This window comes from Clostridium sp. OM02-18AC (assembly GCF_003481825.1).
Lineage (GTDB): Bacteria > Bacillota > Clostridia > Lachnospirales > Lachnospiraceae > Brotaphodocola.
This window is the reverse complement of record NZ_QULW01000006.1, coordinates 32259-54232: the sequence shown is the minus strand read 5'-3', so window position 1 is coordinate 54232 and position 21974 is coordinate 32259. Positions and strand designations below refer to the sequence as shown.

The 21974-nt window shown below is 46.9% G+C and carries 30 protein-coding genes; 28 read left to right on the top strand and 2 right to left on the bottom strand.

Going from position 1 to position 21974, the window contains the following annotated elements; translation table 11 throughout:
• Positions 1 to 41: 41 nt before the first annotated feature.
• The gene (locus DXB18_RS05830) at positions 42 to 1004 is read right to left on the bottom strand and encodes a LysR family transcriptional regulator (RefSeq protein ID WP_118540173.1); all 963 of its coding nucleotides are present in this window, start codon (positions 1002 to 1004) and stop codon (positions 42 to 44) included.
• 60 nt (positions 1005 to 1064) lie between these two features.
• A complete protein-coding gene (locus DXB18_RS05825) occupies positions 1065 to 2264 on the bottom strand; it encodes a putative ABC transporter permease (protein ID WP_118706521.1) in 1200 nt (399 codons plus the stop codon).
• 298 nt (positions 2265 to 2562) lie between these two features.
• Between DXB18_RS05825 and thrC the strand changes: the two genes are divergently transcribed.
• The 28 genes from thrC (at position 2563) to map (ending at position 21969) form a co-directional block, all read left to right on the top strand.
• On the top strand, positions 2563 to 4050 hold the full coding sequence (gene thrC, locus DXB18_RS05820; RefSeq protein WP_118706519.1) for a threonine synthase: 1488 nt from the start codon (positions 2563 to 2565) through the stop codon (positions 4048 to 4050).
• Positions 4051 to 4197: 147 nt separating this feature from the next.
• Complete coding sequence (gene fba / locus DXB18_RS05815; protein WP_118706517.1) at positions 4198 to 5061, top strand: class II fructose-1,6-bisphosphate aldolase; 864 nt, start codon at positions 4198 to 4200, stop codon at positions 5059 to 5061.
• 225 nt (positions 5062 to 5286) lie between these two features.
• Positions 5287 to 7404, top strand: coding sequence for a glutamine synthetase III (locus tag DXB18_RS05810; RefSeq protein WP_118706515.1), 2118 nt, complete (start codon positions 5287 to 5289; stop codon positions 7402 to 7404).
• A 256-nt stretch (positions 7405 to 7660) separates the two neighbouring features.
• Positions 7661 to 9034 carry a cell wall-binding protein gene (locus tag DXB18_RS05805; RefSeq protein WP_118706641.1) on the top strand — a complete coding sequence of 458 codons (1374 nt, stop codon included), beginning with the start codon at positions 7661 to 7663 and terminating at the stop codon, positions 9032 to 9034.
• Positions 9035 to 9521: 487 nt separating this feature from the next.
• Positions 9522 to 9839, top strand: a complete 318-nt coding sequence (rpsJ, locus tag DXB18_RS05800; RefSeq protein WP_118533463.1) for a 30S ribosomal protein S10 — start codon at positions 9522 to 9524, stop codon at positions 9837 to 9839.
• A 51-nt stretch (positions 9840 to 9890) separates the two neighbouring features.
• Positions 9891 to 10526, top strand: coding sequence for a 50S ribosomal protein L3 (gene rplC / locus DXB18_RS05795; protein WP_118540168.1), 636 nt, complete (start codon positions 9891 to 9893; stop codon positions 10524 to 10526).
• Positions 10527 to 10554: 28 nt separating this feature from the next.
• Positions 10555 to 11175 (top strand): 50S ribosomal protein L4, encoded by a 621-nt coding sequence (rplD, locus tag DXB18_RS05790; RefSeq protein WP_118540167.1) that lies wholly within the window; start codon positions 10555 to 10557, stop codon positions 11173 to 11175.
• Positions 11175 to 11474 (top strand): 50S ribosomal protein L23, encoded by a 300-nt coding sequence (rplW, locus tag DXB18_RS05785; protein ID WP_118533457.1) that lies wholly within the window; start codon positions 11175 to 11177, stop codon positions 11472 to 11474. The genes rplD and rplW overlap by 1 nt, the downstream gene beginning before the upstream one ends.
• A 214-nt stretch (positions 11475 to 11688) precedes the next feature.
• Positions 11689 to 12534, top strand: coding sequence for a 50S ribosomal protein L2 (rplB, locus tag DXB18_RS05780; RefSeq protein ID WP_118540166.1), 846 nt, complete (start codon positions 11689 to 11691; stop codon positions 12532 to 12534).
• Positions 12535 to 12555: 21 nt separating this feature from the next.
• Positions 12556 to 12834, top strand: coding sequence for a 30S ribosomal protein S19 (rpsS, locus tag DXB18_RS05775; protein ID WP_006782235.1), 279 nt, complete (start codon positions 12556 to 12558; stop codon positions 12832 to 12834).
• Between the two features lie 30 nt (positions 12835 to 12864).
• Positions 12865 to 13251, top strand: coding sequence for a 50S ribosomal protein L22 (gene rplV, locus DXB18_RS05770; RefSeq protein WP_118533453.1), 387 nt, complete (start codon positions 12865 to 12867; stop codon positions 13249 to 13251).
• 12 nt (positions 13252 to 13263) lie between these two features.
• The gene (rpsC, locus tag DXB18_RS05765) at positions 13264 to 13920 is read left to right on the top strand and encodes a 30S ribosomal protein S3 (RefSeq protein WP_118540165.1); all 657 of its coding nucleotides are present in this window, start codon (positions 13264 to 13266) and stop codon (positions 13918 to 13920) included.
• Positions 13920 to 14357 (top strand): 50S ribosomal protein L16, encoded by a 438-nt coding sequence (gene rplP, locus DXB18_RS05760; protein WP_118540164.1) that lies wholly within the window; start codon positions 13920 to 13922, stop codon positions 14355 to 14357. Before rpsC ends, rplP begins: the two co-directional genes overlap by 1 nt.
• Positions 14347 to 14553 (top strand): 50S ribosomal protein L29, encoded by a 207-nt coding sequence (gene rpmC / locus DXB18_RS05755; RefSeq protein WP_118533447.1) that lies wholly within the window; start codon positions 14347 to 14349, stop codon positions 14551 to 14553. The genes rplP and rpmC overlap by 11 nt, the downstream gene beginning before the upstream one ends.
• 16 nt (positions 14554 to 14569) lie before the next feature.
• On the top strand, positions 14570 to 14830 hold the full coding sequence (rpsQ, locus tag DXB18_RS05750) for a 30S ribosomal protein S17 (protein ID WP_118533445.1): 261 nt from the start codon (positions 14570 to 14572) through the stop codon (positions 14828 to 14830).
• 24 nt (positions 14831 to 14854) lie between these two features.
• Entirely contained in the window at positions 14855 to 15223 is a 369-nt protein-coding gene (gene rplN / locus DXB18_RS05745; protein WP_118533444.1) for a 50S ribosomal protein L14, read from the top strand.
• 13 nt (positions 15224 to 15236) lie between these two features.
• Positions 15237 to 15536: a 50S ribosomal protein L24 gene (gene rplX, locus DXB18_RS05740; protein ID WP_118533442.1), complete on the top strand. Its 300-nt coding sequence runs from the start codon at positions 15237 to 15239 to the stop codon at positions 15534 to 15536.
• A gap of 23 nt (positions 15537 to 15559) precedes the next feature.
• Positions 15560 to 16099: a 50S ribosomal protein L5 gene (gene rplE / locus DXB18_RS05735; RefSeq protein ID WP_118533440.1), complete on the top strand. Its 540-nt coding sequence runs from the start codon at positions 15560 to 15562 to the stop codon at positions 16097 to 16099.
• A gap of 15 nt (positions 16100 to 16114) precedes the next feature.
• On the top strand, positions 16115 to 16300 hold the full coding sequence (locus DXB18_RS05730) for a type Z 30S ribosomal protein S14 (RefSeq protein ID WP_002566501.1): 186 nt from the start codon (positions 16115 to 16117) through the stop codon (positions 16298 to 16300).
• Between the two features lie 264 nt (positions 16301 to 16564).
• Positions 16565 to 16966, top strand: a complete 402-nt coding sequence (gene rpsH / locus DXB18_RS05725) for a 30S ribosomal protein S8 (RefSeq protein WP_118540163.1) — start codon at positions 16565 to 16567, stop codon at positions 16964 to 16966.
• Between the two features lie 93 nt (positions 16967 to 17059).
• Entirely contained in the window at positions 17060 to 17602 is a 543-nt protein-coding gene (gene rplF / locus DXB18_RS05720; RefSeq protein ID WP_118540162.1) for a 50S ribosomal protein L6, read from the top strand.
• 17 nt (positions 17603 to 17619) lie between these two features.
• On the top strand, positions 17620 to 17988 hold the full coding sequence (gene rplR / locus DXB18_RS05715) for a 50S ribosomal protein L18 (protein WP_118540161.1): 369 nt from the start codon (positions 17620 to 17622) through the stop codon (positions 17986 to 17988).
• A gap of 16 nt (positions 17989 to 18004) precedes the next feature.
• Positions 18005 to 18514, top strand: coding sequence for a 30S ribosomal protein S5 (rpsE, locus tag DXB18_RS05710; protein WP_118540160.1), 510 nt, complete (start codon positions 18005 to 18007; stop codon positions 18512 to 18514).
• A gap of 13 nt (positions 18515 to 18527) precedes the next feature.
• Complete coding sequence (rpmD, locus tag DXB18_RS05705; RefSeq protein WP_118533430.1) at positions 18528 to 18710, top strand: 50S ribosomal protein L30; 183 nt, start codon at positions 18528 to 18530, stop codon at positions 18708 to 18710.
• A gap of 30 nt (positions 18711 to 18740) precedes the next feature.
• Positions 18741 to 19181 carry a 50S ribosomal protein L15 gene (gene rplO, locus DXB18_RS05700; protein WP_118540159.1) on the top strand — a complete coding sequence of 147 codons (441 nt, stop codon included), beginning with the start codon at positions 18741 to 18743 and terminating at the stop codon, positions 19179 to 19181.
• A gap of 1 nt (position 19182) precedes the next feature.
• Entirely contained in the window at positions 19183 to 20502 is a 1320-nt protein-coding gene (gene secY, locus DXB18_RS05695) for a preprotein translocase subunit SecY (RefSeq protein ID WP_118706513.1), read from the top strand.
• 71 nt (positions 20503 to 20573) lie between these two features.
• Entirely contained in the window at positions 20574 to 21218 is a 645-nt protein-coding gene (locus DXB18_RS05690; protein WP_118540157.1) for an adenylate kinase, read from the top strand.
• Between the two features lies 1 nt (position 21219).
• Positions 21220 to 21969 (top strand): type I methionyl aminopeptidase, encoded by a 750-nt coding sequence (map, locus tag DXB18_RS05685; protein WP_118540156.1) that lies wholly within the window; start codon positions 21220 to 21222, stop codon positions 21967 to 21969.
• Positions 21970 to 21974 lie beyond the last annotated feature (5 nt).

The following is a 21974-nucleotide window of genomic DNA, read 5'->3' as shown; positions in this document are numbered from 1 at the left end:
CGGAAGCTTTCGGCCCTTTCTTGTTTCGTATACTTAAATTGCTATTTCCAGAAGTTCCGCACCAGCTCGATGAAATATCGGGCGGCTTCACTCAGATATCCGTTCTTACGGTAGTTGGCCACAATATCCCAGGATGGGTGGGACGGAAAGGCGAAACAGCTGACGCTGGGCGGCAGATTGCGCACGTAGTGTTCCGGGACAACTCCACAGCAGAGATTTGCCTGGATCATGGAAAGCACGGTATTGTTGCTGGAGGTTTCAAAGAGAACATTCGGTGTGAATCCGGATTTGCGGAAAATATCATCTGTGATGGCGCGGATCGTGGATTCTTTGTACATCAACACGAATGGTTCATATTGAAACAGGCTTAAGTCGGCAATCGGAAAGGCAGAAGAAATGGAAGCTGGATCTGTCTGACCGGAGTTTTGCGCTGAATGCAGGAGTGGGGAAACTGGTTTTGCCGAGAGCTGTTCTACAGCCGGATGAATGCTTGGAACCAGAAGAAAAATCTCTTCCTTACCAAGTTTTATGTATTCACTGTCCGTACGCTGGCGTTCGGACAGCGTCTGAAATCCGATATCCAGATTTCCCTGGGCAATCATCTGCTGTTGGCGGTGTACGCTTAATTCGTGTGGTTCTACAATGACATTTGGGTAAGACTGGTGAAATGCCGGGTAGACATGGGTGAACATTTCGCTTCCGCGACCCGGAGTGAAGCCGATGGAGAGACGCCCCTTTTTGGCATCCGTCATGTCGTTGATCAGGTTGTAGGTACGCTGTTTGATCCGCAGGATTTCTCTTGCGTTATCCAGATAAACCTGACCGATTTCCGTGGGGCGCATATCCACCTTGCTTCTATGAAAGAGCGGGGCGCCCAGTTCTTTTTCCAGACGAAGAAGCTGCTGGTTTAAGGCGGACTGGGTTACAAAAAGTTTTTCCGCAGCACGTGTGATGCTGTGTTCATCATCAATTTTTACAATGTATTCGATCTGTTTTAAATCCATAAGATGCCTCCGGTGCTGCAATCAGGCGATTTGAACCGGAATGTTGAATCATGATCCCGGTCAAGCGTGGTTTTGATCATCCCATTCTTTATACAGTTCTTTCCATGCATCAGCAAAATGTCTGGAAACTGCAGATGGGTTGCGGCGCAGAATAGAAGGACGCCCAATTGTTTTTTGGTTTTTTAAGAGGCGGTTCGTGTCGGCAATCTTTTCGTTCAGACTGCTGGTGCGGGCTGCCAGGGAAGCTTTTTTGAGATCGATTGCTGCAGCCAGTTCTTCTTTGCGTGCAGCGACGTTTTCTCTGTGAGCTTCCAGTGCCTCTGCAAACTCTTCTTTGCGTGCGGCAATCGTTTCTTTGTGAGCCTCCACTGCTTCTGCCAGTTCTTCCTTCCGTGCAGCAATGGCTTCCCGGTGAATTTCGGCAGCGGTTGCCAGTGCCTCTTTCTGCGCGGAAGCCGCCTCGGTCAGACGTTCTTTCCGTGCGGAAGCTGCTTCGGTCAGGCGTTCCTTCTGAACAGCGGCGGTTTCTGCCAGTTTTTCTTTTCCGGCAGCAACGGCTTCTTCCAGAGCCTCTTTGCGTGCGGCTGCTATTTCTTTGCCAGACTCAATATTTTCAGCCACAGTCATGCGCAACTCTTCTTTGGCGGTTTCAATATTTTGTGCTGTTTCAGCTTTCAATAAAGCAAGCTGTACCTGCATTTCGTCCAGATCGGCCCGCAGCTTTGCAACACGTTCCAGTGCCTTGGCGAGATTGAGTGCTTCCTTGGTGGACTGGATGGTATCCATGACAAAGCATCCGCTGATTACGCCCAGCAGACACCATTCCAGTGCTGGCGGCAGGTTCAGTACAAAGCGTTCCATCGGCTTGTGAATCACTTCCGTCATGAAGATGGTAAGAAATCCCCAGGCGATGGAAGAGGTCAGGCAGATATATCCATGAAGATTAAACTTTTGATTGCTGTAATCCCAGTAACGGACCTTAAACAGACGTTCCATCACATAACCGGTCACATATTCCAGAAGTGTGGCAGCAACAACGCCGGAACAGTAAACCAGAAACAGATTATTTTTGACTGGAAGGGATACCCAGAGCATCATGACTGCGCCGGTTCCGTATAAAGGCAGCATGGGAAGACGTAAAAATCCCCGGTTGACAAAACGATGCTGCTTTAGGGATACATAGGTAGATTCGAAGATCCAGCCGAAAAAACAGTAGATATAAAAGAAAGTGAGCCAGTGATACCACGCGTAAGTGTACATTGCAGTTCTCCTCATGCTGTGCAGTGAAAAGTAAGTTGTTTCTGAGTGTTTTTCTTAATATCCATTTAGTTTAGCATATCCGAAAGGAACCTTCAATACACATCTCATGCAGGATTGCCCAGAAAAAAGTGTTCCGAAACATAATTTCCTGGTTTGGGATGAAAAAATCCGGTTGGAATTTTTTAAATTGTAACCAGAATAAATCATGGACAAATCCTGTTCGCCTGTGCTACAATCAACAAAAAATAATCGTTACAGAAAACCTGTGCATACTTGTAAAGGGAGAAAGGAAAAAGCTATGAATTTAACATATCAGAGCACAAGAGGCGGCGAAAGCGGACTGACAGCATCCCAGGCTATTTTGAAGGGACTGGCAGAGGATGGCGGATTATTCATGCCGACTTCGATTCCGAAACTGGATGTATCTATGGAAGAACTGGCTGGCATGACTTACCAGGAGACGGCATACCGTGTTATGAAGCAGTTCTTGACAGACTTTACAGAAGAAGAGCTGCGTTACTGCATCGATCACGCATATGACAGCAAGTTCGATACGGAGGAGATTGCTCCGCTTGTAAAGGCAGACGGTGCTTACTATCTGGAATTGTTCCATGGAAGCACGATTGCGTTCAAAGACATGGCATTGTCCATTCTTCCATATCTTATGACCACTTCTGCAAAGAAAAATCATGTGGAAAATGAGATCGTAATCTTAACGGCCACTTCCGGTGATACCGGTAAGGCTGCTATGGCAGGTTTTGCAGATGTACCGGGAACTCGCATCATTGTCTTCTATCCGAAGGGTGGTGTCAGCAAAGTACAGGAACTGCAGATGGTAACCCAGAAAGGCGAAAATACTGCGGTTGTTTCCATTCATGGTAATTTCGATGACGCCCAGACTGGTGTTAAGAAAATTTTCGGTGATAAGGCATTTGCGGAAAAACTGGCAGCAAAGGGCTTCCAGCTTTCTTCTGCAAACTCCATCAACATTGGCCGTCTGGTTCCGCAGGTTGTTTACTATGTTTACGCTTATGCAAAACTGCTATTAAACGGCGAGATCCAGAATGGCGATCTCATCAACGTGACAGTTCCGACTGGAAACTTTGGAAACATTCTTGCTGCATATCTGGCAAAACAGATGGGCGTGCCGATCAAGACCCTGATCTGTGCTTCCAACGACAACAAGGTTCTTTACGACTTCTTTAAGACCGGTACTTATGACCGCAAGAGGGCATTTATCCTGACCAACTCCCCGTCCATGGATATCCTGATCTCCAGCAACTTAGAGCGCCTTATTTACTTAAGCACCGGCTGTGACGCGGCTGCAAATAAGAAGCTTATGGAAGATTTAAGCACGCAGGGTGCCTACACGGTAACGGATTCCATGAAAGCGTTCATGAAAGACTTTGTGGGTGGCTATGCAACAGAGACAGAGAATGCTGCAGGCATTAAGCATCTGGCAGATGAAACCGGATATATCATTGATACGCATACCGGAGTCGCTTCCTGCGTATATAAAAAGTATGTGGAAGAAACCGGAGACAAGACGCCGACGGTCATTGCGTCTACTGCAAGTCCGTACAAGTTCTCCCACAGCGTTATGGCAGCGGTGACAGGCAAGGAGGCAGACACCGATGAATTTGCATCCATCGATGCGCTGTGCAAAGCATCCGGTGTGGCAATCCCGCGTGCTGTGGAAGAAATCCGCAACGCAAAGATCCGTCATACCAGAGAGTGCGACGCGGCAGACATGGAGAAGAATGTGGCAGAAATTCTTGGGCTGTAGACAATCCTGTTATATGCTTCACAAAAATTAGTTTTTGTACTATAATAGAGACAGTAGCCGCAGTAACAAAATGTAAGTCCGTTACAGAGGGTGTCTGGTTTGGGACAGGCATTGCGGCAAAACTATAGAAAAACGGAGGTTTTGAACATGTTAGTATCTGCAACAGAAATGCTGAAAAAAGCAGTAGAAGGACACTATGCAGTAGGTCAGTTCAACATCAACAACCTGGAGTGGACCAAGGCAATCCTTGCAACCGCACAGGAGTTAAACTCCCCAGTTATTCTGGGCGTGTCCGAGGGCGCAGGCAAATATATGACCGGCTTTAAGACTGTTTCCGCAATGGTAAAAGCCATGATCGAGGAAATGAACATTACCGTTCCGGTAGCACTGCACTTAGACCACGGCACTTACGATGGCTGCTACAAATGCATCAAGGCTGGTTTCTCCTCCATCATGTTTGATGGTTCCCATTATGCAATCGAGGAGAACGTAGAGAAGACCAAAGAACTGGTAAAAGTTGCTCATGCTATGGGACTTTCCATCGAGGCTGAGGTAGGCTCCATCGGTGGTGAGGAAGATGGCGTAATCGGTATGGGCGAGTGCGCAGATCCGAACGAGTGTAAGATGATTGCAGATCTCGGCGTAGACTTCCTGGCAGCAGGTATCGGCAACATCCACGGCAAATATCCGGCAAACTGGAAGGGCTTAAGCTTTGAGACGCTCGCAGCAGTCAAAGAGAAGGTTGGCGATATGCCGCTTGTTCTGCATGGCGGTACCGGTATCCCGGCTGACATGATCAAGAAAGCGATTGACCTTGGCGTAGCAAAAATCAACGTAAACACCGAGTGCCAGTTATCGTTTGCTGATGCAACCCGTAAGTATATTGAAGCAGGCAAAGATCTGGAAGGCAAAGGCTTCGATCCGCGTAAGCTGCTTGCACCGGGAGCAGAGGCAATCAAGGCAACTGTAAAAGAGAAGATGGAACTGTTCGGTTCCGTTGGAAAAGCCTGAATTTCAGTGCTTTGAAAAAAATACTGGAAAATGCAAAAAAACACTTGCTTTTTCCAAACTAATGGTTTATTTTAAGAAGGGAACGATGGTGTTCTTCCAGAAAGGAAGAACACCATTTTTTTTAACCTGGAACCCGACTTAAGAAAATTAAGTATACATAAAAATAAGTTAGGGCAGGATGAGAAAACCGGGAACGGCAATTCTAATGAGAGGAAGGAAAAGTCTATGAGCGAAATCGTAAATGTAGCTGAGATTTTTGGCAAGAACGTCTTCAACGAAACCGTTATGAGAGAACGCTTACCAAAGAGCGTTTTCAAGAAAATGAAAAAGACCATCGAAGATGGTGCTGAGCTGGATCCATCCATTGCAGATGTAGTTGCACATGCAATGAAGGACTGGGCCATCGAAAGAGGAGCAACCCATTATACCCACTGGTTCCAGCCGCTGACTGGTGTAACTGCTGAGAAGCATGATTCCTTCATTTCTGCACCAGATTCAGAGGGAAAGGTAATCATGGAATTCTCCGGCAAAGAGCTGATCAAAGGTGAGCCGGATGCATCTTCCTTCCCTTCAGGCGGTCTGCGTGCTACCTTCGAGGCAAGAGGCTATACCGCATGGGACTGCACTTCCCCGGCATTCTTAAGAGAAGATGCATGTGGCGTAACTCTTTGCATCCCAACTGCATTCTGTTCTTATACCGGTGAAGCACTGGATCAGAAGACCCCGCTTCTTCGTTCCATGCAGGCGATTGATGAGCAGTCCTTAAGAATCTTAAGACTCTTCGGCAATACAACCGCAAAGCGTGTATGCCCGTCGGTTGGACCAGAGCAGGAGTATTTTATCGTAGACCGCCAGAAATATTTACAGAGAAAAGACCTGATCTACACCGGCCGTACCTTATTTGGCGCAATGCCTCCTAAGGGACAGGAACTGGATGACCATTACTTTGGTGCAATCCGTGAGCGTATCGGTGCTTACATGAAGGCAGTCAACGAGGAACTCTGGAAGCTTGGTGTTACCTCCAAGACCCAGCACAATGAGGTTGCTCCGGCACAGCATGAGCTGGCTCCGATCTACGATCAGGCAAACCTGGCAGTAGACCACAACCAGATGGTCATGGAAACCTTAAAGAAGGTTGCCGGCCGTCAGGGCCTTACCTGCCTGCTTCATGAGAAACCGTTCGCAGGTGTCAATGGTTCCGGTAAGCATAACAACTGGTCCCTGACTTCCGATGACGGCGTGAACCTGTTAAATCCGGGTGATACCCCTCATGAAAATATCCAGTTCCTTCTGGTTCTGGCCTGCATCTTAAAGGCAGTGGATACCCACGCAGACCTGCTTCGTGAATCCGCAGCCGATATCGGAAACGATCATCGTCTGGGTGCAAATGAGGCACCGCCAGCCATCATCTCTGTATTCTTAGGTGAGCAGCTGGAGGATGTCATCGATCAGCTGTGCAGCACCGGTGAGGCAACCCATTCCAAGACCGGCGGTACCTTAAAGACCGGCGTTGCAACCCTTCCGGATCTGGACAAAGATGCAACCGACCGTAACCGTACTTCACCGTTTGCATTTACCGGAAATAAATTTGAGTTCCGTATGGTGGGATCTTCGGATTCTGTCGCTCCGGCAAACGTAGTGCTGAATACCATTGTGGCTGAGGCATTTAAGGAAGCAGCAGATGAACTCGAAAAGGCAGAGGATTTTGATACTGCAGTTCATGACATGATCAAGAAGCTGTTCCGCGATCATAAGCGCATCATCTTCAACGGCAACGGCTATTCCGATGCATGGGTAGAAGAAGCAGAGAGACGCGGCCTTCCGAACATCCGCTCCATGGTAGATGCAATCCCGGCTATCACCACCGATAAGGCTGTGAAGCTGTATGAATCCTTTGGCGTATTCACCAAGGCAGAGCTGGAGTCCCGCGCCGAGGTTGAGTACGAGGCATATTCCAAGATGATCAACATTGAAGCAAAGACCATGATCGATATGGCAAGCAAGCAGATCATCCCGGCAGTTATCAAGTACACAACCCAGCTGGCAGGTTCCCTGGGAGCAGTCAAGGCTGCATGTCCAGAGGCAGATACCAGTGTGCAGACAGAACTGCTTACCGAAACTTCTGCACTGCTGTCTGACATGAAAGTGGCTCTGGCAGCACTGACCGACATTACGGAGGAAACAGCAGGTGTTTCCGGTGCAGAGGCACAGGCTCGTGCTTACCATGACAAGGTTGTTCCGGCTATGGCAGCACTCCGTGCACCGGCTGATAAGCTGGAGATGATCGTAGACAAAGATCTGTGGCCATTCCCGAGCTATGGTGATCTGATGTTTGAGGTATAAAACAGAGTAACCATTTGATTCACTTTAATAGGGCCGTGTGAGTTGCCTTTCGGCAACTCACACGGCCCTTGTCATATACTTATATTGTTATTTGTCCGAAATTTGTAAGAATCTATTTCGTGTGAATTGGTTGAATAATCTGTGTATTATTGCTAAAATGGAAAGCATAAAGGTCGCTTGAATAAGGATGATTGCCGGTTTCGGATGGACCTGCAAAAAGAAGCGGCGGCGCAATGATACGAAGGAGCTTTATAATATGAAGAAAAAGAATTTTGCAATGGTTATGCTGGCTGCGGTTATGAGCTTTGGCACAGTTGGAATCACTGCGTTTGCGGCAACCGGCTGGGCGCAGGAGGGCAGTAACTGGGTATACTATAATAATAACGGAAGTAAGGTTACGAACGCATGGCGTCAGGCTCAGGACGGAACCTGGCGTTATCTGGAGAGCAGCGGTGCCATGGCAACAAACAAATGGGTCGACAACGATGATTACTATGTAGATGCCAGTGGTGTCATGATTGCGAATAGGTGGCTTCAGGTAGCGAACAGCCGGAAAACATCCGGCTATGACTGGTACTATTTTGGAAACAACGGAAAATGCGCAAAAGACAAATGGGTGCAGATCGATGGCCAGTACCATTATTTCGGAGACAGTGGTGTTATGGAAACCGGATGGATCCTGGACAATATGTATTACTGCGATGATGCCGGAGCCATGGTAACCGGATGGAAAAAACTGACTCCGCCGGAAGAATATCAGGATGAAGAGAAGCACACGGGACCGTTTGAGACTGCAAACGATGGCCAGTACTGGTATTATTTTGGAACGAACGGCAAAAAAGTTGTGCCGAATGAAAACGGAACGAACGTCAAACAGAAAAAGATCAATGGAACTTATTACTGCCTGCGGGAGGATGGAGCACTCCAGACGGGCTGGGTCTGCGTTACTGGAGATGAATCGGACAGTATTGAGGATTATCGTCTGGTAGATACCGATGGAAAAGTTCGTACCGGCTGGTATTCTACGGAACCGCCGGAATATCTGCAGGGGCATTACGATCATGATGTAGAATGGTTCTACTTTAACTCCAAGGGAGTTCCGGAGGTTGGTCCGTCCAAGGGCAGCGCGAAAAGCAGTGATTTGAAGCGTATCAATGGCAATACCTATCTGTTTAATGAATATGGTGTTCCGGTTTATGGCATTCAGAAGGTTTATACCAACAGCAGTGAAAGTGAGTATACGGCTTATTATTTTGGAACCTATGCTCAGAGCAGTATGCTGAAGGGAAAGTACAACATCACGGAGGGCGGCGTATCCTGGCCTTACTATTTCAATTCCACCGGACGCGGCTATACGGGGGTATACGATAATTACCTTTATTATATGGGCAAACTCCAGAAGGCAGATTCCGGAAGTAAATATGAGGTGTACAGCATTCCGAGCGGCAGCAGCTACAAGAACTACGTAGTCAATACCTCCGGAAAGATCGCGAAGAACACCACGGTGAAAGACAGCAATGGTGTGAAATACAAAACGAACAGCAGCGGCATTCTGGTGAAAGAAGATGACGAAAGCGTGGATGGTGGAAGTTACCGCAGTCCGGAGGAACCGGAATGGGATAACGACTAACCGGACCATGAACGTGCCGGAAGTGAGCGCTGGCATCGGATAGGCGTTTAGACAGGAATGACCAGAAAAGGGAAAGCGGACAGTTGAAAGACCGGCTGCTTTCCCTTTTGCATTTTTACATGGATCGGATATGCCATTATATATAGAAGAAACCCGTTTGGACCGGGAAATGGGAAACAGATTGTATACAAATAAAAACATAAAAATAATGGCTAAAACACTTGCTTTTATGGAAAGACTATGGTAATATACAAAGGCTGTGACATGATAGCGATGAAGCGTGAGGTTGCTGCCCACATGGCAGGTTTTCCGTGGAGCGAATGTCAAGTTAGGAAACTGACGACAAGTCACTGTACCAATTTAACAGCTGTAGTAAAAGAGTAATTGCAGTAACGCAGTGTGTAGTCCGCGCGACACACACGGAGATGTGTACAGTCACCGCTTGTCGTACTTCAAACAAAAGTGCGAAAAGGAGGCGACTTTTTTTATGGCAAGTCAAGTAATGAGAATCACATTAAAAGCTTATGATCATCAGTTAGTTGATCAGTCTGCTGGAAAAATCATCGAGACCGTAAAGAAGACAGGGGCTCAGGTGAGCGGACCGGTACCGTTACCGACCAAGAAAGAGGTAGTAACTATTCTGAGAGCGGTACACAAGTACAAAGATTCCAGAGAGCAGTTCGAGCAGAGAACTCACAAAAGACTTATCGATATCACCACTCCGAGCCAGAAGACAGTTGATGCACTGAGCAAACTGGAAATGCCGGCTGGTGTTTATATCGACATCAAAATGAAACAGAAATAAGCTTTAGTATGATTGCCGTAAAAGGTAATCCGCTGTAAGGAGGAAATTGAAATGAAGAAAGCTATCTTAGCTACCAAAGTCGGAATGACTCAGATCTTCAACGAAGATGGCGTGTTAGTTCCGGTAACCGTTCTTCAGGCTGGCCCGTGTGTAGTAACCCAGGTTAAGACCGTTGAGAACGATGGCTACAAAGCAGTTCAGGTTGGTTTTGTAGACAAGAGAGAAAAACTGGTTAGCAAACCGGTTAAGGGACACTTCGACAAGGCAGGTGTTTCCTACAAGAGATTCGTCCGCGAGTTCCGTTTCGAGAACGCAGAAGAGTATTCTGTAAAGGACGAGATCAAAGCTGACATCTTCGCTAACGGCGATAAGGTGGATGCAACCGCTGTTTCCAAAGGTAAAGGTTTCCAGGGCGCGATCAAGAGACATGGTCAGCACAGAGGACCTATGGCTCATGGTTCTAAGTTCCATCGTCATCAGGGTTCCAACGGTGCTTGTTCTGATCCGAGCAAGGTATTCAAGGGTAAAGGCATGCCGGGACATATGGGTTCCAAGCAGGTTACCATTCAGAACCTTGAGATTGTCCGCGTAGACGTTGAGAACAATCTGCTTCTGGTTAAGGGCGCTGTTCCAGGACCGAAGAAATCTTTAGTAACGATCAAAGAAACAGTGAAAGCTTCCAAGTAAGCTTTGACGAGAAAGGAGGAACACACAGATGGCAAACGTATCTGTTTACAATATGGAAGGTAATGAAGTAGGCAAGATGGATTTAAACGATGCTGTATTCGGTGTTGAGGTTAACGAGCACTTAGTACACATGGCAGTCGTTGCACAGCTTGCTAACAATCGTCAGGGTACTCAGAAAGCAAAAACCCGTTCTGAGGTATCTGGTGGCGGTAGAAAACCGTGGAGACAGAAAGGAACCGGACATGCACGTCAGGGTTCAACCAGAGCTCCGCAGTGGACCGGCGGCGGTATCGTATTCGCTCCGACTCCAAGAGATTACACAATCAGACTCAACAAGAAAGAGAAGAGAGCTGCTCTGAAGTCTGCACTGACCAGCAGAGTGCTTGAGAACAAGTTCATCGTTGTTGACGAGCTGAAACTTGATGAGATCAAGACCAAGAAATTCCAGACCGTTCTGAATAACTTAAAGGTTAACAAGGCTCTGGTAGTAGTTGGCGAGGACAGCGAGAACGTTGTTAAGTCTGCTAAGAACATCCCGTCTGTAAAGACCGCTTATGTCAATACCATCAACGTATATGACATTCTGAAATACAACACCGTAGTAGCTACCAAGGCTGCTGTTGCAAATATCGAGGAGGTGTACGCATAATGGCTAACGTTCAGTACTATGATGTCATTCTGAAACCGGTTGTTACCGAGAAGAGCATGAACGCAATGAGCGAGAAGAAATACACTTTCCTGGTTCACACCGATGCGAACAAGTCCATGATCAAAGAGGCTGTTGAGAAGATGTTCCCGGGAACCAAAGTTAAGAGTGTAAACACCATGAACAGCGAAGGCAAGAACAAGAGACGTGGTATGACCTTCGGCAAGACCGCTGCTACCAAGAAAGCTATCGTTCAGTTAACTGAGGACAGCAAAGAGATCGAGGTATTCGCAGGTCTGTAGGCATTGAGCACTTAATGAGTGCGCAGAGCACGAATTTAGTGCGAAAGCCCATCGCGAATCTTAGCGAGGCTGAAAGCCGAGCTTCGTTGAGCGATGAAATGAAAAGAAACTATACGGCAGCCAGTGAAAAGAATATACTGCGCCGTGATAAAGAGATACACGCGAGTGCGTTGAAAACGCACGGACGTGTACGGAATTGAAAGGAGTTCAAGTCATGGGAATTAAAACATACAACCCATATACACCTTCCAGAAGACATATGACCGGTTCTGACTTCAGTGAGATCACCAAGTCCACCCCGGAGAAGTCTCTGGTTACTTCTTTAAAGAAGAATGCTGGCCGTAACAACCAGGGTAAGATCACCGTTAGACATCGTGGTGGCGGTTCCAGAAGAAAATACAGAATCATCGATTTCAAGAGAAACAGCAAGGATGGTATCCCGGCAACCGTTATCGGTATCGAGTACGATCCGAACAGAACTGCAAACATCGCACTGATCTGCTATGCAGACGGCGAGAAAGCTTATATCCTGGCTCCGGCTGGTTTAACCGACGGCATGAAGGTTATGAGCGGCGAGACTGCAGAGGCTAAAGTAGGTAACTGCTTACCGCTGGCAAACATTCCGGTTGGTGCGCAGATTCATAATATTGAGCTGTATCCGGGCAAGGGTGGTCAGCTGGTTCGTTCCGCTGGTAACGCTGCTCAGCTTATGGCAAAAGAAGGCAAATATGCAACCTTAAGACTTCCTTCCGGCGAGATGAGAATGGTTCCGATCGTATGCCGCGCAACCATCGGTGTTGTTGGCAACGGCGAGCACAATCTTGTTAACCTTGGTAAGGCTGGTAGAAAACGTCATATGGGTATCCGTCCTACAGTTCGCGGTTCCGTTATGAACCCGAATGACCATCCACACGGTGGTGGTGAAGGTAAGACTGGTATCGGTCGTCCGGGTCCTTCTACTCCGTGGGGCAAGCCTGCTCTGGGTCTGAAGACCAGAAAGAAAAACAAGCAGTCTAATAAGCTGATTGTAAGAAGACGCGACGGCAAGACCATTAAATAATTCAAGGAGGATACAAAACCTATGGCACGTTCATTAAAAAAAGGACCATTTGCAGATGCACACTTACTGAAAAAAGTTGATGCAATGAACGCAGCAGGACAGCATCAGGTAATCAAGACCTGGTCCCGCCGTTCCACAATCTTCCCGCAGATGGTTGGACATACAATCGCAGTTCACGATGGCAGAAAGCATGTTCCGGTATATGTTACCGAGGATATGGTTGGCCACAAGCTGGGTGAGTTCGTAGCTACCAGAACTTACAGAGGACATGGAAAAGACGAGAAGAAATCCAAACGATAATCGTCAGGATTGAAAGGAGGTTAATTAGCAATGGCTAAAGGACATAGAAGTCAGATTAAGAGAGAGAGAAATGCCCAGAAGGACACCAGACCGAGCGCAAAGTTATCTTACGCACGTGTTTCTGTTCAGAAGGCTTGCTTCGTATTAGATGCCATCAGAGGCAAAGATGTACAGACCGCACTTGGTATTGTAACTTACAACCCAAGATATGCTTCTTCTTTAATTAAAAAATTACTGGAATCTGCAATTGCTAATGCAGAGAACAACAACAACATGGATCCGGCAAAACTTTACGTAGAGGAGTGCTTTGCTAACAAGGGACCGACCATGAAGAGAGTAAAACCGAGAGCACAGGGCAGAGCTTACAGAATCGAAAAGAGAATGAGCCACATCACTGTTGTGCTGAATGAGAGATAAGAGGAGGCAATTATGGGACAGAAAGTTAATCCGCACGGCTTAAGAGTCGGTGTTATTAAAGACTGGGATTCCAAGTGGTATGCAGAAGGCAACTTCGCTGATTGCCTCGTTGAGGATTACAACATCCGTAAATTCCTCAAGAAGAAACTGTATAGCGCTGGCGTTTCCAAAATTGAGATCGAGAGAGCATCTGACAGAGTGAAGATCATCATCTTCACCGCTAAACCGGGCGTTGTAATCGGTAAGGGCGGCGCAGAGATCGAGAAGCTCAGAGGAGAGGTTCAGAAGCTCACCGACAAGAGAGTATTTATCGACATCAAAGAGATCAAGAGACCGGACCGCGATGCTCAGTTAGTAGCTGAGAACATTGCACAGCAGCTGGAAAACCGTGTTTCCTTCCGTCGTGCTATGAAGTCTACCATGGGTCGTTCCATGAAGGCTGGCGTTAAGGGAATCAAGACTGCTGTTGGCGGACGTCTTGGCGGTGCTGATATCGCTCGTACCGAGTTCTACAGCGAGGGCACCATTCCGTTACAGACATTAAGAGCAGATATTGACTATGGTTTCGCTGAGGCAGATACCACCTACGGCAAGCTTGGCGTTAAGGTTTGGATCTACAAAGGCGAGGTACTTCCTACTAGAGGAAACAAGGAAGGGAGCGATAAATAATGTTAATGCCTAAGAGAGTAAAGCGCCGCAAACAGTTCCGTGGAACTATGACCGGTAAGGCTTTAAGAGGAAATAAAATTAACTATGGTGAGTACGGTCTGGTTGCTACCGAGCCGTGCTGGATCAAATCTAACCAGATCGAGGCAGCCCGTGTTGCTATGACCCGTTACATCAAACGTGGTGGTAAAGTCTGGATCAAGATCTTCCCGGACAAACCGGTAACCGCTAAGCCGGCTGAGACCCGAATGGGTTCCGGTAAGGGCGCTCTGGAGTACTGGGTAGCAGTTGTTAAACCGGGCAGAGTAATGTTCGAGATCGCTGGTGTTCCGGAGGAGACCGCGCGTGAGGCATTACGTCTTGCTATGCACAAGTTACCATGCAAATGTAAGATTGCTGCTAAAGCAGATTTAGAAGGCGGTGATAACAGTGAAAACTAATAAATTCGTAGAAGGTTTAAAGGCAAAATCAGCGGCTGAGTTACAGGAAGAATTAGTAGCTGCAAAGAAAGAACTTTTCAACTTAAGATTCCAGAATGCAACCAACCAGTTAGATAATACCAGCAGAATCAAAGAGGTTCGCAAGAATATCGCTAGAATTCAGACTGTTATTACAGAGAAATCTAAACTGGCTTAAGGTTTGAAAGGAGAACATGACCGTGGAAAGAAATTTAAGAAAAACCCGCGTAGGTAAAGTCGTAAGCGACAAGATGGACAAGACCATCGTTGTAGCAATCGAGGACCACATCAAACATCCTTTATACGGCAAGATCGTAAAAAAGACCGTTAAGTTAAAAGCTCATGACGAGAACAACGAGTGCGGCAAGGGTGATACCGTTAAAGTTATGGAAACCAGACCGCTGTCCAAGGACAAGAGATGGAGACTGGTTGAGATTATCGAGAAGGCTAAATAAGTTATCCAGGAAGGAGTATCAGGCATGATTCAGCAGGAAACCAGACTGAAGGTTGCTGATAACACCGGAGCAAAAGAGTTACTTTGCATCCGTGTTATGGGTGGCTCTACAAGAAGATATGCTAACATTGGTGATGTAATCGTCGCTTCCGTTAAAGATGCAACACCAGGCGGCGTTGTAAAGAAAGGCGATGTTGTTAAGGCCGTTGTTGTTCGTTCCGTTAAGGGCGCACGCAGAAAAGACGGTTCTTATATTAAGTTCGATGAGAACGCAGCAGTTATTATCAAAGATGACAAGACCCCAAGAGGAACCCGTATCTTTGGACCGGTAGCAAGAGAATTACGTGAGAAGCAGTTCATGAAGATCGTATCTCTGGCTCCGGAAGTACTGTAAGGAGGTATTGGCTGTGCAGAAAATTAAAAAAGACGACCTTGTAAAGGTTATCGCAGGTAAAGATAAAGACAAAACCGGTAAAGTCCTGAGCGTTAAGGGCGGTAAAGTTCTGGTTGAGGGCTGCAACATGGTTACCAAGCACTCCAAACCGAACGCTGCAAACCCGCAGGGCGGCATCGTAAATCAGGAAGCAGCAATGGACATTTCCAATGTTATGCTGGTTGTTGATGGCAAAGCTACCCGTGTTGGCTTTGAAGTAAAAGATGGTAAGAAAGTCCGCGTTGCTAAGGCAACCGGTAAAGTAATCGACTAATTGCAGAGAGGAGGAACAGAGAGTTGGCTAGATTAAAAGAACAGTATCAGAGCGAGATGGTTGACGCACTGATTAAGAAATTTGGTTACAAGAACATCATGGAAGTCCCGAAGCTTGATAAGATCGTTATCAACATGGGCGTTGGTGAGGCAAAAGACAATGCTAAGGTTCTGGATTCTGCAGTTAGAGATTTAGAGCTGATTACCGGACAGAAAGCAGTTACCACTAAGGCTAAAAAGTCCGTTGCAAACTTCAAAATCAGAGAAGGTATGCCGATCGGATGTAAAGTTACCCTTCGTGGTGAGAAGATGTACGAGTTCGTTGATCGTCTGATCAACCTGGCTCTGCCGCGTGTACGTGACTTCCGCGGTGTTAACCCGAATGCATTTGATGGCAGAGGTAACTACGCTCTGGGTATCAAAGAGCAGTTGATCTTCCCTGAGATTGAATACGATAAAGTTGACAAGGTAAGAGGTATGGACATCATCTTCGTTACCACTGCCAAGACTGATGAAGAAGCTCGTGAACTTTTGACATTATTCAATATGCCATTTGCAAAATAACAGGAGGAAAGATCCATGGCTAAGACTTCAATGAAGATTAAGCAGCAGCGTCCGGCGAAGTTCTCCACCAGAGAGTACAATCGTTGCAGAATCTGTGGACGTCCGCATGCATATTTAAGAAAGTACGGCATCTGCCGTATCTGCTTCCGTGAGCTGGCATATAAGGGCCAGATCCCGGGTGTTAAGAAGGCAAGCTGGTAGGCATTGAGCACTTAATGAGTGCGCAGAGCACGAATTTAGTGCGAAAGCCCGTCACGAATCTTAGCGAATGCAAGCTGCCACGCAGCGCCGCATGAGCTTAGTTGAGTGACGCTGTGGCTCACGTGGAAACACCACAGCCAAAACAAATCAGCAGATGTCCCTCCCGAAACTTATAAGCCCCCCCTGTGGTGCCTGTAAGTTTCGAAGGAGTGAGGTCCAACAAAAAGGAAACCAACTAACAATATTAAGGAGGAATTATCCATCATGACTATGAGTGATCCGATCGCAGATATGCTTACAAGAATCCGTAACGCAAACACTGCTAAACATGACACTGTTGACGTACCGTCTTCCAAGATGAAACTTGCTATCGCAGACATCCTGGTAAAAGAGGGTTACATTGCAAAATACGATATCGTTGAGGACGGCGCATTCAAGACCATCCGCATCACCTTAAAGTACGGTGCAGATAAGAATGAGAAGATCATCAGCGGCATCAAGAGAATTTCCAAACCGGGTCTGCGTGTATACGCTAATAAAGAGGACCTTCCTAGAGTACTTGGCGGTCTGGGAATCGCAATCATTTCTACCAACCAGGGCGTTATCACCGATAAGGAAGCACGTCGTCTGGGCGTAGGCGGAGAGGTATTAGCATTCGTTTGGTAATTCGTTGCCGCGAAGCTACTTCTATATATTATGTAACTGAAAACAGAAAACGCACAGAGCGTTTTCCGAAAATTTAAGTAGGAGGTAAATGGCATGTCACGTATCGGAAGAATGCCAATCGCAATCCCGGCAGGTGTAACTGTAACGATTGCAGAGAATAATAAAGTGACTGTAAAAGGTCCTAAGGGAACCCTTGAGAGAGAGTTACCGGTAGAGATGGACATCAAGGAAGAAGATGGACATATTGTTGTAACCAGACCGAATGACTTAAAGAAGATGAAATCTTTACATGGTCTGACCAGAACCCTGATCAATAACATGGTAGTTGGTGTTACCGCTGGCTACGAGAAAGTTCTGGAAGTAAACGGTGTAGGTTACAGAGCATCTAAGCAGGGCAAGAAATTAACCCTTAACCTGGGCTACTCCCATCCGGTAGAGATGGAAGATCCGGAAGGTCTTGAGACTGTTCTGGACGGCCAGAATAAGATCACGGTTAAAGGTATCGATAAAGAAAAAGTTGGCCAGTACGCTGCAGAGATCAGAGATAAGAGAAGACCTGAGCCGTATAAGGGCAAGGGTATCAAGTATGCTGATGAGACTATCAGACGTAAAGTTGGTAAGACTGGTAAGAAATAATTAAGGAGAGTACAAAGATGGTTAGTAAGAAATCAAGAAGCGAAATTCGCGTTAAAAAGCATACCAGATTACGTAATCGCTTTGCAGGTACTGCAGAGAGACCGCGTCTGGCTGTTTTCAGAAGTAATAATCATATGTATGCTCAGATTATTGACGACACAGTCGGCAATACTCTGGTAGCAGCATCCACCAATGAGAAGGCAGTTAAGGCTGAGCTTGAGCACACCAATGACACTGCAGCAGCAACTTATGTTGGAACTCTGATCGCTAAGAGAGCTCTGGAGAAGGGTATTGAGGAAGTCGTTTTCGATAGAGGCGGTTTCATTTACCAGGGTAAGATCCAGGCACTTGCAGACGCAGCTCGTGAAGCTGGTCTGAAATTCTAGTAGAGAGGAGAACGGCATGAAGCGTACAATTATTGACCCAAGTCAGTTTGAATTAAATGACAATGTAGTAGCAATCAAGCGTGTATCCAAAACCGTAAAAGGTGGACGTACCATGAGATTCTCTGCTCTGGTAGTAGTAGGTGATGGCAATGGTCACGTAGGTGCAGGTCTTGGTAAAGCTGGTGAAGTTCCGGAAGCAATCCGCAAAGGAAGAGAAGCAGCTATGAAGAACCTGGTAGAGGTTCCGGTTGACGAGAACAAGAGTATCCCGCACGACCACATCTGCAAGTTCGGCAGCTCTTCTGTACTGTTAAAGAAGGCTCCGGAAGGTACTGGTATCATCGCTGGTGGCCCGGCTCGTTCCGTACTGGAGCTTGCTGGTATCAAGAACATCCGTGCTAAGTCTTTAGGCTCCAACAACAAGACCAACGTTGTTCTTGCAGTGATCAACGGTCTGACTCAGCTTAAGACTCCGGAAGAGTATGCAAAACTTCGCGGCAAATCTGTTGAAGAGATCTTAGGCTAAGGAGGGTAATGAAATGGCAGAGAAGTTAAAAGTAACGTTAGTCAAATCCCCGATCGGTGCTATCCCGAAGCAGAAAGCTACCGTAGAGGCTCTGGGCCTGAAGAAAGTCAACAAGACTGTTGAACTTCCGGATAATGAGGCTGTCAGAGGTATGATCTGGCACGTAAAGCATTTAGTTAAGGTAGAAGAAATCTAATTAATTATAGAAGTAAGGAGGTGCAGTGCAATGGATTTATCCAATTTACAGCCTGCTGTAGGTTCTAAGCATAGCGATAATTTCAGAAGAGGACGCGGTCACGGTTCCGGAAACGGAAAGACTGCTGGTAAGGGCCACAAGGGTCAGAAAGCACGTTCCGGCGCAACCAGACCTGGTTTCGAGGGTGGTCAGATGCCGTTATACAGACGTCTCCCGAAGAGAGGCTTCAAGAACCGTAACACCAAAGTGATCGTTGGTATCAACGTAAGCGCTTTAGAGTGCTTCGAGAACGATGCAGTTGTTACTGTTGAGACTCTTCTTGAGAGCGGAATCGTTAAGAATCCGAGAGATGGCGTTAAGATCCTGGGTAATGGAGAACTGACCAAAAAGCTGACCGTAAAGGCAGATGCATTCAGTGAGGGTGCAAAGGCTAAGATTGAAGCTTTAGGTGGAACCTGCGAGGTGATCTAATATGTTAAAGACACTCCGAAATGCATGGAAGATCAAGGAGATCAGATCGAAACTGATCTTCACCTTCCTTATGCTGGTGGTAATCCGTTTTGGATCTGAACTGCCGATTCCTGGAGTAAAGACGGACTTTTTTGCAAACTTTTTTGCAAATCAGTCCACTGATGCATTTGGATTTTTCAATGCGATGACAGGCGGATCCTTCGCCTCCATGTCCATTTTCGCATTGAGCATCACCCCGTACATTACATCTTCCATCATCATGCAGCTGCTCACGATTGCAATTCCGAAACTGGAAGAAATGCAGCGTGACGGCGAGGATGGTCGTAAGAAGATCGCAGAGTACACCCGTTATTTAACGGTTGCACTTGCACTGATCGAGTCCATCGGTATGGCAGTCGGTTTCGGCGGTCAGGGACTTCTGATCAATTATGATGTATGGAGCGTGATCATTGCAGTCGTTACCATGACTGCAGGAAGCGCATTCCTGATGTGGATCGGTGAGCGTATCACAGACAAGGGCGTAGGCAATGGTATTTCTATCGTCCTGCTGTTCAATATCGTATCCTCCCTTCCGCAGGATGTGAACACCCTGTACACCAGATTCTTAAGCAACAGCAAGAACATCGGATCTACTGTATTGATCGTACTGATTATGATTGCGATCCTTGCAGCTATGGTTGTGTTCGTTATCATCCTTCAGGATGGCGAGCGCAGAATCCCGGTTCAGTATTCAAAAAAGATGGTAGGCAGAAAGTTAGTGGGCGGCCAGGCTTCTCATATTCCGTTAAAGGTGAACACCGCAGGTGTCATCCCGGTAATCTTTGCTTCCTCCATCATGTCCTTCCCGATTGTAATCGCACAGTTTTTCCATCCGGATTACACTACCATTGGTGGTAAGATCCTGATGGTTCTGAACTCCTCTTACTGGTTCAGACCGGAAATGCCGGCATATTCTGTGGGACTGGTGATCTATCTTGTGCTGATCGTGCTTTTCGCATATTTCTACACATCCATCACCTTCAATCCGCTGGAAGTGGCAAACAATATGAAGAAGTCCGGCGGTTTCATCCCGGGTATCCGCCCAGGTAAACCGACTTCTGAATACCTTGACAAGATCTTAAATTACATCGTATTTATCGGTGCGATTGGTCTGATCATTGTCAGCATTATCCCGATCATCATTTCCGGAGTGTTTACGGTAAGCCGTCTGTCTTTCATGGGTACTTCCCTGATCATTATTGTCAGCGTTATCCTGGAGACACTCAAGTCTATCGAATCCCAGATGATCGTTCGAAATTACAAAGGTTTTTTAAATGATTAAGCGTTCGTAAGAGAAAGCTGCTGCACGCGTAAGGGCAGCAGCTTCTTTTGTATATAGGAGGATAGACCAGAATGAAGATCATCATGTTAGGTGCTCCGGGCGCCGGAAAAGGCACCCAGGCAAAGAAGATTGCAGCGAAATATGGAATTCCGCACATCTCCACCGGAGATATTTTCCGTGCTAACATTAAGGGCGGCACAGAGCTTGGCATGAAGGCAAAATCCTACATGGACCAGGGACAGCTTGTACCGGATGATGTAACCATCGGTATGCTGTTAGACCGTATTGCAGAAGCTGACTGCGAGAACGGATATGTGCTCGATGGTTTCCCAAGAACCATTCCGCAGGCAGAGAGCCTTACCGAAGCACTGAACAAACTGGGACAGAAGATGGATTTTGCAATCGATGTAGACGTTCCGGATGAATCCATCATTAATCGTATGTCCGGCAGAAGAGCATGCCTCTCCTGCGGTGCTACTTATCACATTGTTTACAATCCGACCAGGGTAGAAGGTGTCTGCGATGCATGTGGTCAGAATCTTGTGCTTCGTGACGACGATAAGCCGGAGACTGTGAAGAAACGTCTGACTGTCTATCACGACCAGACGCAGCCGCTGATTGACTACTACAAAAAAGCAGGAATTCTGAAATCCGTAGATGGAACACAGGATCTGAATAAAGTATTTGAGGACATTGAAGCTGTCCTGGAGGCGTAATATGGCCGTAACGATCAAATCTGCAAGAGAGATTGAACTCATGCGGGAAGCTGGAAGAATTCTGGCAAAGGTACACGAAGAACTGGGAAAAGCCATTCAGCCAGGCATGTCCACGCTGGACATTGACCGTCTGGGCGAAAAACTGATCCGGGAATTCGGTTGTGTTCCTTCCTTTAAGAATTATAACGGTTACCCGGCATCCATCTGCGTATCCGTGAACAATGAAGTGGTACATGGTATTCCGAATAAGCATCATATCATCCAAGAGGGCGACATTGTCAGTCTGGATGCTGGTGTGATCTACAAAGGATATCATTCCGATGCAGCAAGAACCCATGCGGTTGGTCAGATCAGTCCGGAGGCACAGAAACTGATCGATGTCACGAGACAATCTTTCTTTGAGGGGATTAAGTTCGCGAAAGCTGGCAATCATCTCAATGATGTCTCTTCGGCAATCCAGGCTTACGCAGAAAGCTTCGGATATGGTGTTGTCCGCGATCTGGTCGGTCACGGAATCGGTTCTCATTTACATGAGGATCCGGAGGTGCCAAATTTCTCCCGGAACCGCAAAGGCATCAAACTGGTTCCTGGCATGACACTGGCTGTTGAGCCTATGATCAACATCGGTACCCCGAATGTAGAGTGGCTGGATGATGACTGGACCGTTGTGACGAAAGACGGCAGTTTGTCTGCCCATTATGAGAATACCATTCTCATTACTGACGGTGAGCCGGAGATCTTATCTCTGTAAAGGCG